Here is a 12146-nt window from a genome sequence, read left to right as displayed (position 1 = left end):
AATACTTTATTATACCTTTATCATTTACTTTAGGAAATACTATAGTACAAAAAGTTTCCTTGAGAGCGCAAAATTATTGTCTTTTGCTGCACAAGATGAAATATGTGAAAACCAAGATTTAGTGTATTTTTAATCACAACAGGGGTTTTATATAAGGTTTTTATGTTTTTTTTAACCCATAAAAACCTGAGGATAAATGAAGAGAAAAGTATCTGTTAAGTTGCATAGCTACTGTGCAAAATATTGAAGCAAAAAGGTTTCATCCCAGTGCTTCCTACCTTGTCATCCCAGTGCTCAGACACTGGGATCCATTGTTCCTTTCTGGATTACATAGTCACGCGCTGGAATGACACCTATCATTGTTTTTACTTTATATCTTTATTTGTCTATCTTATTTTACCATTCTGTTGAACGAATACAGGAAAATAAACTGTAATATCTAACTTTGATGCAAAAAGATCAACATATAACACGTAAAAGTTACTGAATCACTTTAGCCATATATAGAATTACTTTGTTAAATATCCTCTACTCCCAGGTTTCATTATGGGTAATTGTTTTAATTCACTTGGCAGTTCTTCCTCGCTATAGTTTTTGATATTTAGTTCAATCAAAGATATGATAGGAAAAGGTAGTTTTGTTTCACTATTTCTCTTGATCAAAGAAGCTCCAGCAACAACTTTACCTCCCTTCTCTTCTGCACATTTTACTGCTTCAAGTGAAGATTTACCTGTGGTAATCACATCTTCAATTAGTAATATTTTCTCACCTTGTTTAATCTCAAATCCACGGCGTAATTCAAACTTACCATTAACACGTTCGCAAAATATTGTTCTTATTCCAAGCTGTCTACCAATCTCATAACCCACGATTATTCCACCAATTGCAGGAGATAGTATTAAATCTATGGGTTCAATAAGCTCTTTTCTTATTTTATTCGCCAATAGCTCACAAACGTTCATTGCTCTGCTTGGATTTTCAAAAATTTTAGCGCATTGTATGTAAGTGTTGCTGTGCAGCCCTGATGAGAGTACAAAATGTCCGTGCAAAATCGCACCAGCCTCTTCAAATTCTTTTATTATTGTATTATCTAATATCATTCTTGAGTTTTAAATTCTTTATTAATTATCTGTGTTATACAGATATCAGACCACACATTTATTGCAGTTTCAAACATATCAATGATTGTATAAATAGGCAAAATCAATCCCATAATGTACAAAGGAACATTCATTGATACCAAATAACTAGTTGCCATAAAATAGCACCCCATCGGCACTCCAGCGTTACCAATTGCAGCTCCTGTAGCTAAAAAAATCCATATGAACATCTCACTTAAGGAAAATGTGTGCCCATTCATCTCTGCAACAAACATCACTGTGATTAAAATAAATGCAGCACACGCATTCATATTGACTGTTGTGCATATTGGTAGAATAAAAGATGACAATTTCTTTGGTACCTTTAGCTGATTTTGCACACATTCTATAGTTGTAGGCAGCGTTGCACTAGATGATTTAGAAAAAAACGCAAGTGTAAGTGCTGGCATAACACCTTTCATCGTTTGAATTGGTGATATATCTTTATACCACATGAGTAGTGGCAAAATCACAAATGCTTGCATGAAATTTGCAGACATTATGCAAGCAAAATACCAAAAAAGACTATGGAATTCGCTGCCACCTTTTAACTCGTATAAAAAACATGTGATAAAAGACCATACAGCAAGAGGAATAAACTTTAATAACCCTTGAGCAATTTTAAGAAGTGTATCAAACAGTGCAGAGAATATTTGGTGTAATATATTCTGTTTTTCTTTTGAGAGCGAAATAATAGCTCCACCCATCAAAAAAGCAATCAATATGCTGCCAATAACATTATTTTTAAGAAAAACTTGCACAAAATTCGAAGGAATGAGTGATTTTAAGTATGAAAAGTAATTGTGGTTGCTGTCACTCACACTTTCTATTGTGTTACTTATGAAATTTTTTCTTACTGGATCTATGAATAAATAGAAAGATAGCGCAACAAATGCAGCTATAATGGTTGTAAGCAGCGTATAAAACAGTGTCTTCTTAAGTAATACTTTAATTTCAATTGAGTCTTTAAGTCCCGAAATTGTGGACACGATAGATAGAAAAACTAAAGGTAAGCTAATCAATTTCAATAAACTGATGAATATATCACTAAGTAGCCTTGCTACTTCAAATATCACTTCATTGTTTAAATAGTAAGCAATTACCGCAAACAGTATAGAAAAGAATATTGCAAGTTTGCGCATTGAAAATAAAACCTCAAAATGATATTATACAATAATTTTTGGAATTAGGTTAAGATAACTTTACAGGTTAGGTAAAGATGAGTAACATTTTATTATTAATTAAGTGTTAAGGAGGGGTATGGATAAAAAAACTAAAGAAGAGTTAATCCTTGTTGGAATATTAATGGGAATGAATATTGCAATAGGAGTGCTTGTAGGTCTTGGCCCAAGTTTCGCAGTTTTATCACCTTCCATTATAGGTGGAATTATTGCTGCTGTTTCTACAATATTATCTATCGCATACCTTACATATTGTGATCATAAGGAAGATAAAGTAAATCGAGAATGCATTTTTCCTATATTTTGTATGGGCGTTACTAGCACTGCAATCGGGATTGGTCTTGGTGCAGCTATAGGTGCTATTTTTCCTGGTGTAATGTTAAATACAGGATCAGCAGTTTTGATGGGTGCGACAATAGGAATTATTGCCCCAATTACAGGCCTTATTGTTGGAAATATGCTTGTAGAACCTATGATTAAGAAAATAAATCACTACATCATAGAACCGGTAATTGAAAAAATAAAAGAATGCTTTTCCTCAAGAGAAGCGTAATAAGACTCGCAAAATAATATATCTTGGACGTAAATTGAGGTACTCAATTTACGTAGGTCATATTAGAGGAGATTAGAAGTTACCTACCCAAAACCCTTATCTCCCACTCAAGCTCAACATTAAATTTATCTTTTACTGCATTCTGTACTCTGTTGCCAAGGTTTTCTAAGTCAAGTGCAGTTGCATTATTGTAATTGAGCAGAAAATTACAATGTTTCTTAGAAATTTTAGCTACACCATTATCTAATCCTCGGCAGCCAGATTCATCAATCAGTTTCCATGCCTTGCAGCCTATTGGATTTTTGAATATACAGCCAGCAGTTTTTCCTCTTACTGGTTGGCTTTTATTTTTTTTATCAATAACTTCTTTCAATCTTTGCAATATAAGCTCATACTCTGAACTTACTCCTTTAAATTCAGCTTCAATAAAAATCCACCTGCCTTTTAGACTATGTCCACGATAAAAATATCCCATTTCTTCACTGGAAAATTCATATAAATTTCCATCTTCTAGATTCACTGCCCTTATAAATTTTACAACACTCGCAATATCACTACCATATGCACCTGCATTCATTTCTATTCCACCGCCAACTGTTCCTGGAATTCCAGCAAGAAACTCAAGCCCACTAATTTGCTGTTCCCCTGCAAAGTAGGCAAGGTTACTAAGCAGTGCAGCACCACCTGCAACGATGGAGCTATTATCTTTACATTTAATATATGCAAATTCCTTACCTAATTTCACCGTTATTCCTCGAATGCCACTATCTTGCACTATTATGTTAGATGTTGCACCGATAATGCTAATTGGTAACTCAGTATCTTTTATCAAGCACATTAGATCTTCAACGTCACGTGGCTTAAATAGTACATCAGCTTGGCCACCAACATTTAACCAAGTCATTTTAGACATTGAAACATTATAACGGTAGATTCCACATACTTTAGGTAAGCTTATAAGCATTTTGATTTTAACTCTAATCCTGCATCCATACCCATTTTTTCGGCATCTTCTACAAACGAAGTACGCTCAGTGAAGTATATACCTTTCTCATCTGCTAACATACAACAAAGATTCAGCATGTTTTCACTCACATATTCTGCTAAAGCTGCAAGCGGCGTAAAGCATGAACCATTTACTGTCTTCATGAAACTGCGCTCTGATTTTGCCCTTATAAAAGACATATTATTATTAATTTTCTCTAAAAGATCGATAACTTTTATATCATTCTTTCGGCATTGAATGCAAATTGCCCCCTGCCCTACTGCGTTTAACATGACTTTTGGTGATAATACTTCTGTAATTAAATGGTGTTTTTTTAATCTTATCAGTCCTGCTTCGGCTAAAATCATTCCATCAAAATTCTGATTTTGCAGTCTAGTTGTCACATTTCCACGCAGTGGCACTACATTTAAGTCTGGCCTGAGATTTAGTAGCTGAACTTTTCTTCTTATTGAAGAAGTTGCAATTGTAGCCTGCTGTGGCAAAGTTTTTAGGCTCTTATATTTATGAGAAATAAATACATCACATGGACTTAGCCTCTCTAAAGCACAAGGAATTGTTAAGTCCTTCGAGAAAAACGCAGGTACATCTTTTAGCGAATGAACCGCCATATCTATATTATTTTTGAGTAATTCAGCCTCAATCTCCCTGAGGAACAGTCCTTTACCTCCTATTTCAGCAAGGGTTACATTAGCATATTTATCACCAGAAGTTTTGATTTTAATGATCTCAACGGATAGATTAGGAAAAGACTCTAATAACCTTTGTTTTGCTTCCAAAGCTTGGATGATCGCAAGGTCGCTTCCTCTCGTACCTATTTTAACTAGCATATATCCTTCATATTATATGTCTATATTCTATGCCCATTTTTTATTATCTCCAATTTAGTTATTGAACATTTTACAATTAGCCCTTAGTATCACGAACATTTAGTAATCGAGGAGTATGTATGTTTGATATTTTAAAAGATTCTAATGGCAGATTTAATAAAAAGAATATTTTACCTCTTGTAGGTGCCACTGTCGCTATTATTCTAACAGCATTAAGTGCAGTATTAGCAATTCCCAGATTTTTCTCTCACCCCTCTCTATCTAGTCCTCTCGGTTGGAAAGATTCAAGTTATAGTAAATTTCTTGCTAATCACATACCACTTAGCATAGTTATTTTCTTAACACTTGGTTTATGCACTTACCTTGCAATTGACAAAATTAGACAAAACAAACAAACAGAGAATCTGAGAGCCAACTCTGAACCTAATACATGTGTTTATACTGCTTCAATAAATGATGTTCTAGAAGAACAAAATCAATTATAGAGATATTGGTTCTAGGCTTGTTTTTTATCTTTCACGGACCTTTTCATTTAGGTGCTTGTGATTAGCAACCATTCAGTTTACACTGTACCTAAGTATAGTTTAAATTTATGCTGAACAAGTTCACAGTTAAATCTCTTTCAGTATTGCTAATTTTTTTGCTATCTTTATATATAATACTGCCAAACTTCTTTGATAATAAGTTTCTCACCTCAAAAAAGAGGATAAATCTAGGGCTCGACCTGAAAGGTGGATCATCTATACTCCTAAACGTAGACTTAGATTTTTACTTCAAAGAGAAACTAAGCATGCTAACCGATGAAATAAAGGAAGGTCTGTTAACACAAAAGATTGAATTTAGCGCAAAGAACGATAAACAAGTGGTTGTAACTTTAAATAATATTGATGATTACAAAAAAGTTTCAACGTTAATACATAAAATAAACCCAAATTTAGAATTGAGTAGAAAAAATACTGCAATTTTCATTTCATATAAACCGCATTATAAGAATTCATTAATCAATGAGGTAGTTTCGGAGTCAATAATTAATGTCCAAAGGCGCTTAGATAAGCTTGGTACAAAGGAAGTAAGTGTACGAAAACAAGGGCAAAATAAGATATTAGTTCAAGTTCCTGGAGTAGAAGACACTCAGCAGATAAAATCTCTGCTTGGCAAAACAGCTAAGCTAGCTTTTCATTTGGCAAATACTAACATAGAAAAGTTGCAAGATATAGACCATGAAACTACTGTAATGCTCAAAGATTCTTTGGGTAATTCCTACCCGATATTCCGCAAAACTGAAATAGGCGGTGATTCATTAGTTAACGCATCAGTTAGATTTGGCAATTTAGGTAAATCAACAGTACATTTCAAATTCGACAGCATAGCAAGCAAAAAATTTGCAAAAATTACTAAAGAAAATGTAGGAAAGCCTTTTGCAATTGTTTTAGATAACACAGTCTTAACTGTACCAACAATACGTGAACCTATTCTAAATGGAGAGGGAGAAATTAGCGGTAATTTCACTGAAAAACAAGCGAGTGAACTTGCAATACTTTTAAAATCAGGTGCACTACCTGCACCACTTAAAATAATTGAAGAAAAAAACATTGGTCCAAGCCTTGGAGAAGAGTCAATAAAAGCAGGAGAAATTGCAGCAATAATCTCTATCATAGCCGTTGGTTTATCTATAATCATTACTTACGGCAAATTAGGCTTGTTAGCGTCTGTTGCACTCGTTTTTAATGTAATCTCTATACTACTCATTCTTACCTTACTTGAAGCAACTCTTACTCTCCCTGGAATTGCTGGAATTGCACTAACTGTTGGCATGTCGGTAGATGCAAATGTTTTAATATTTGAACGCATTCGCGAAGAAATAAGAGCGGGAAAAAGAACAGCTCGTGCCATTGACGAAGGATTTAAAAACGCAATAAAAACAATTCTTGATTCAAACCTCACTACACTAATTGCTGCGGGAATAATGTTCATTATTGGTAGCGGAGCAATTAGAGGATTTTCTATCACTTTATCGATAGGAGTTTTATGCTCGATGTTTTCTGCAATTATAGTCACAAAACTTCTGATAGAATTGTGCATCAACCCACAAAAGCTAGTACTTTAGTATCTGTTCAGAAGAGTGACAAAATAAGATAGACGAGAAAAGACAACTAAATGGTTGTCATGCAAGTAGCTATCCAGTCTTTTCGTCGTCAAAAACGTTGTAACATGCTCACCAATTTAGTAAGCATAAAAACAATATATTTGTGGAGGAAAAGGAAAAAAGAAACCATCTTCAGGCTATCACAAAGGATATGGCCATAAGATTAAAGATATGGATAGATTTATCAAATTTCTGGATGGATATTAGAATTGAAAAGATAATTGAAGAATTTGGTAATATGTGTAGAAACACAGTATATAACTACCTTAGCAAAGTAAACTATACATATAAAAAAAACTTTTCTTTATCGAGAAAGAGAAACGCAAAGAGTTCATAAAAAAGTAGAAGAAATAAATAAAGAAAACTTGATATACATAGATGAGTCTGGAATAGAGGACAATGAATTTTATGAATATGGGTGGTCTCAAAGAGGCAAGAGGTTATTTGCCCCAGGGTTTAAAAGAAAGAGGGTAAGCATAATTGGAGCACTGAATGAAGGAAAAGTTAAAGCACCATGGATAATTGATGGCTACTGCAATAGTGAGATTTTTGATGCTTATGTAGAAAATGTACTTGTTCCTGTATTTAAACCTGGACAGACTATTGTTCTCGACAATGCGAGCTTTTATAAATCTGCAAGGACAAAAAATTTGATAGAAAATATTGGGTGTAAAATTTTGTTCTTGCCTCCATACTCGCCAGATTTAAATCCGATTGAGAAGTTCTGATCAAGCACGCCATAAGAAAGGCTCTACAAACCTTTTGGCCCAATATTAATTCGGCTATTGATTTTGTTTTTAGTGCTCAGGCAAATCTTACTTCGGTTAGCTATATTACTAAAATCTCGTATTCTACATTTGACTTTAATAGCTCTTTATCTTCCTGAAATCTGGATGTTTTATCAATGCATCTTCTATTCAGCTGTTAGCAAGAACTTTCACTTATTCCATAGCTTTGCGCTATATGGAAATATGTACAGTATTTACACAAATATTCGAGTGCTATTAATAAATATGCATTATTTATTTGGTTTTCCTCCTCTTGCCTTTTTCTTGGCCTCTTCCTCTATTAAAATTTCTATTATTTTTCCAATGTTTTTCCTTTTACTCCTCTTAGTCTTCGAAGCTTCTCTTCATCAAGTTTACTTACCTGCTCAAAATTTATACCTTCCCTAATATTGCTTCTACTACTTGTTTCTTAAGTTATCCAAGAAGTCTAATGGCAAGCACTGACCACTTTTGCTTCAGATGCCCTTGAACAGATATTATTACTAGAAATTAAACATCAAACCAACTTCAATACTATGAGTGGATATATCATCTGCAATAGGTATTGGGATACTAAAGTAACGATAGCCGAAAAAGGTTTTAACTTCTGGGATTATTAAATAATTAACACCAAGCTTTATTTGATAAGCAAACCAAGGAACATTCAGTGGCATTGAATTTTCTGGTGACCCATTAATCTTTTTTAATCTAAAAACTGTTGGCCCTATACCAAGACCAATGTACGGAGCAAATTGTGTATCTTGAATGCTGGAGTTATAATAGAAGTTTAATAAAAATCCAAACACGCTTGCTGATTTCTCAAATACCGGAGGAGAATTACTATCTTCAATATTGGCTGTAGAATACATAGCTTCAAAATCAACTCGGCCATTTTCCCCAGCATAGTAACCTAAAGATACGCTCCTAAGCCACTGGAAATCAATTTTGCCGTTAAATTTTTTTATACTCTGAATTTCATCCACTAATCCCGCTTTGATGAACACTGATACTAATTTTTCTTGCAAAGAAAGATTAGTATTAGCTGTATTGATTAAATTAATAAACCTTTCTCCTATTGCCTTTATACCCTTTACAAATGTTTCTGAATTATCATGGCATATCTTACCACCGTTAGCACTAACATAGAAATCAAGTTTTTTTGATTTTTCCTTTGTAGGTTCAGTTTGATCTGCAATACTTGGCCACATATTTTTCTGATCAGTTATTTGAACAACAGAAGGTTGTTCAACAGAACTATTTTCAGGCTTTTGATATTTTAAATCATTAATTAGTATTTTTTTTTCAGTAACTTCTTCAGAATATATCACATTTTCATTATTGTCTGTTTCTAGTTTTAAGGGTTGTATTTGCTCAATGTGTGTATTGTTACTGATATAAGTAATAAAAAAATAGACACATGGAATGAAGATGAAAAATAAAGCAATAGATATTCTAGTTATCATAAATGAATTATCACTTATAGTATGATTACTATATCATATATTCCTTTAATGTACAAAATTAAGAAATAATATTTCCAATTAAACAATTATTTTCTATTCCTTTAACATGAGCTTTCACAATACTTTTAGCTTGAACTCTTGATGTAAGTTTTATTAATGCAAAATTTTCTGTTCTACCAATATTATTCTGCTCAACCAAAACGCTTTGCTCAGTGCCGAGCAAAGATTGATAAAAACTGCTCATCATTTCTTTATTTATTTCTCTTAGATGCTTTACTCGTTCTTTACGCACATTCTCTGGTATTTGTGGCATTCGTGCAGCAGGTGTATTCTTCCGCTCTGAATATGGAAAAGCATGTAGATAAACTACATTTATTTTTTTCAGTAAATCAACTGTATCCTCAAACATTTCATCAGTTTCTGTTGGAAATCCAGCAATAATATCAGCGCCAAATGCTATATTAGGCCTCAAGCTCTTCATTTTATGATAAAATTCTATCACTTGTTCTCTATTGTGACGACGTTTCATTCTCTTTAGTATTAAATTATTACCAGACTGTAGACTCAAGTGTAAGTGAGGCATAAGTCTTGACTCATTAGCTATTAAATCCATTAGTTCATCATCAACTTCAGCAACATCAATAGAGGAAAGTCTTAGTCTCTTTAACTGTGGTATATCCTTTAAAACTCTTCTAATCATTGAACCAAGTGATTGCTTACCAAACAAATCTGTACCAAAATCAGTAATATCAACACCTGTAAACACCACTTCTTGATACCCATTTTCTATAAAAATCTTAATTTGCTCTATAATATTGTTTACTGGCACAGATCGATTATTCCCTCTTGCCTCAGTAATTGAGCAAAATGTACAGCTATGATTACAACCATTTTGAATTTCAATAAGCGCCCTTGATTTATCTTCAAATCTATTAATGAGAATAGGTTCTACTTGGTTATCACTAACTAAGATTTCATCATTATTTAGTAGATAATTTTCAGCTCTTAGCTTGTCTTGATTACCTAGCACTTTACTTACACCAGGAATATCACTATATGATTTAGGATCTAATTGAACGGCACAGCCAACTACGATAATTTCTTTACTTGGGTCGTTTTTATAGGTCTTACGTATTTTTTGCTTTACTTGACGTTCTGCTTCATTTGTCACTGCACAGCTATGCACCACAACAACATTTTCTCTCTTTGCTTTTTTTAATGCTTCTTTGATTAATTCGCTCTCGTAAAAATTTAGACGACAACCAAATGTTATTACTTCATTCATGCTTTTGCTTTAATAGATCTGAATTATATCAAATATTCAAGCAAAATGACTATTTTTTGGTAGACTTAAACAGAATCGCTAGAGTTGGAGCTCACAGGGAGAATTTGCAGATATGCGGTAAGACCATTTAACATTTTGACATTATGTTCCTTAGAAAAAAAGGCTTAAGGCCAATGATGTTAACCTCAAGCGAATATAAACCAAAAAACATCTTGCTAAACCCTGAAGCTCTACCATGCAAATCCATCTATATCATTTGGTACATAAGTGTCAGAATAAGCTTCATCCAAACTTTCTGCTTTCCATGGAAGCCACGAAGAAGGTTTTATCTTCTCTAAAACTTTACCTGGTATTGATGTTATCTCTTGCTTCACGTCTTCTTTTAATTTTTCTATTTGTAACCGAGCAAAATCTTCCACGCGAACCATGAGTTTATCTGTTAGCTCTTTTATCATATCTCGATTTTGTTCTGCAACTTTCTTTGTAATAGGTACGACAATTTTACTTATAATCTCTGTTCCTAATGGAACAACAATTTGCTTTGCAACCTGATCACTAACAGGTTTAATAAGGTAATCTGCTATACTCTTTGCTGTATTTCCAGTCAGATTTGTTACTTTTTTTAAACCATCACCAATAATACCATAGTTTTTTTGGTACATCATATCTTCATCAGCAACTTCATATCTTCCTAGATCAGCATACATTCCCATTTGTTGGTGAGACAATCCATTTGCATCAGATACATATACGTATTTATTAAGTGAATTGGAATTAGACCGCATAACATTTTCCTAATTACTTATATATGCTTATTTTAGCATGAAACAACTAACAAAACATTAACTTTTAAGAAATCTTCTCAATTAATACATCAATAAAGGTAAAACCACATAATTTTCTCCTTTCTTGATACTATTCTCCTCCGAACTTAGTTCACACAGTTATTCAGGCACTTCTGAATTTACCACTTTATTCCACTGATCTTCATCTAAAATTTACCACCCCCAATTCCACTGCTTTTTTATATCTTGACTAGGTCTTCTCCTACAATTAGGTAATCAGTACTTTTATCTGAAATGTACCATATAACTACACCAAGCTACAAATATGACACAAGAGTTTAGATTATTTTAGTTATTCTCTTGTATAAGATACTCTTTATATCAAAAAGAGGACCATATGAGTGAAGCAACTTTTTCTGAAAAAAATCAGCTTTCTAGAGAGGAAATAGTAGAGTTAACAGAACTTGTGTGTCTTGAACGAAGTGAAGTAAGTGAAAGTGGAACAGGGCTATCAGAACTTATAGCTGAACAGGAGCAAATACTTGAGGATTTAGGAATAGAATCAAAAGAGCTTTTATGTTCTCAGCATACAGGAATGTATGAGAACCTTAGTCAGCCCTATTCTACGGATCTCGAGGTTTTATAGCAGATATATAGATTATCATTATTATTGATACCTACTCAAGAGTTGATATGGCAAACAGACAAAACTGCAATTACTGCCGCTAATCTTTTTAATATATCTTTCTTTGATGGTGCTATTATCGCGCATTTTGACTGATATGGGCTATGATAAACCAGAAAATCACAGCTATATTTAGGAATTGAGACAAGGCCTCATTTAGGTAAATATTGCTATGCAGACTTTTCTTGATAGCAAACATATTGCTTTTTAGAAAAATATTAGTAGCATCAAAAATAGAGATTGATATTAGTTTTTCTGTCAGATTAGGGAACGTTCAAAAAAGTGTGTCAAACCGCATTTTCAATTCAA

The 12146-nt window shown here is 33.3% G+C and carries 12 protein-coding genes; 5 read left to right on the top strand and 7 right to left on the bottom strand.

Going from position 1 to position 12146, the window contains the following annotated elements:
• Positions 1 to 509 precede the first annotated feature (509 nt).
• Together pyrE and JR312_RS03580 are read right to left on the bottom strand one after the other, a co-directional pair.
• Positions 510 to 1100 (bottom strand): orotate phosphoribosyltransferase, encoded by a 591-nt coding sequence (gene pyrE, locus JR312_RS03585; protein WP_416647754.1) that lies wholly within the window; start codon positions 1098 to 1100, stop codon positions 510 to 512.
• Positions 1097 to 2281 (bottom strand): dicarboxylate/amino acid:cation symporter, encoded by a 1185-nt coding sequence (locus JR312_RS03580; protein ID WP_416647753.1) that lies wholly within the window; start codon positions 2279 to 2281, stop codon positions 1097 to 1099. The genes pyrE and JR312_RS03580 overlap by 4 nt, the downstream gene beginning before the upstream one ends.
• Positions 2282 to 2399: 118 nt before the next feature.
• Between JR312_RS03580 and JR312_RS03575 the strand changes: the two genes are divergently transcribed.
• Complete coding sequence (locus JR312_RS03575) at positions 2400 to 2873, top strand: hypothetical protein (protein ID WP_416647752.1); 474 nt, start codon at positions 2400 to 2402, stop codon at positions 2871 to 2873.
• Positions 2874 to 2952: 79 nt separating this feature from the next.
• Here JR312_RS03575 and murB read toward each other — a convergent pair whose 3' ends face one another.
• Positions 2953 to 3837, bottom strand: coding sequence for a UDP-N-acetylmuramate dehydrogenase (murB, locus tag JR312_RS03570; protein ID WP_264331236.1), 885 nt, complete (start codon positions 3835 to 3837; stop codon positions 2953 to 2955).
• On the bottom strand, positions 3828 to 4706 hold the full coding sequence (hemC, locus tag JR312_RS03565) for a hydroxymethylbilane synthase (protein WP_416647751.1): 879 nt from the start codon (positions 4704 to 4706) through the stop codon (positions 3828 to 3830). The genes murB and hemC overlap by 10 nt, the downstream gene beginning before the upstream one ends.
• A 119-nt stretch (positions 4707 to 4825) precedes the next feature.
• Between hemC and JR312_RS03560 the strand changes: the two genes are divergently transcribed.
• The 3 genes from JR312_RS03560 (at position 4826) to JR312_RS03550 (ending at position 7580) form a co-directional block, all read left to right on the top strand.
• Positions 4826 to 5191 (top strand): hypothetical protein, encoded by a 366-nt coding sequence (locus tag JR312_RS03560; protein ID WP_264331238.1) that lies wholly within the window; start codon positions 4826 to 4828, stop codon positions 5189 to 5191.
• A gap of 107 nt (positions 5192 to 5298) precedes the next feature.
• Entirely contained in the window at positions 5299 to 6813 is a 1515-nt protein-coding gene (gene secD, locus JR312_RS03555) for a protein translocase subunit SecD (protein WP_416647750.1), read from the top strand.
• 404 nt (positions 6814 to 7217) lie between these two features.
• Positions 7218 to 7580, top strand: a complete 363-nt coding sequence (locus tag JR312_RS03550) for an IS630 family transposase (RefSeq protein WP_416647749.1) — start codon at positions 7218 to 7220, stop codon at positions 7578 to 7580.
• A gap of 542 nt (positions 7581 to 8122) precedes the next feature.
• On the opposite strand, the gene JR312_RS03545 is transcribed toward JR312_RS03550, so the two are convergent.
• The 3 genes from JR312_RS03545 to JR312_RS03535 all read right to left on the bottom strand — a co-directional run bounded on the left by JR312_RS03545 (position 8123) and on the right by JR312_RS03535 (position 11152).
• A complete protein-coding gene (locus JR312_RS03545; RefSeq protein ID WP_264331240.1) occupies positions 8123 to 9082 on the bottom strand; it encodes a P44/Msp2 family outer membrane protein in 960 nt (319 codons plus the stop codon).
• 58 nt (positions 9083 to 9140) lie between these two features.
• Complete coding sequence (gene mtaB / locus JR312_RS03540; RefSeq protein WP_416647748.1) at positions 9141 to 10367, bottom strand: tRNA (N(6)-L-threonylcarbamoyladenosine(37)-C(2))-methylthiotransferase MtaB; 1227 nt, start codon at positions 10365 to 10367, stop codon at positions 9141 to 9143.
• Between the two features lie 230 nt (positions 10368 to 10597).
• Complete coding sequence (locus JR312_RS03535) at positions 10598 to 11152, bottom strand: hypothetical protein (RefSeq protein ID WP_416647747.1); 555 nt, start codon at positions 11150 to 11152, stop codon at positions 10598 to 10600.
• Between the two features lie 397 nt (positions 11153 to 11549).
• Between JR312_RS03535 and JR312_RS03530 the strand changes: the two genes are divergently transcribed.
• On the top strand, positions 11550 to 11798 hold the full coding sequence (locus JR312_RS03530; RefSeq protein ID WP_416647746.1) for a hypothetical protein: 249 nt from the start codon (positions 11550 to 11552) through the stop codon (positions 11796 to 11798).
• Positions 11799 to 12146: the final 348 nt, after the last annotated feature.

This window comes from Wolbachia endosymbiont of Nasonia giraulti, assembly GCF_048054155.1.
GTDB classification, from domain to species: domain Bacteria; phylum Pseudomonadota; class Alphaproteobacteria; order Rickettsiales; family Anaplasmataceae; genus Wolbachia; species Wolbachia pipientis_C.
The sequence above is the reverse complement of the archived record's forward strand: the minus strand, read 5'-3'. Positions and strand labels throughout refer to the sequence as shown.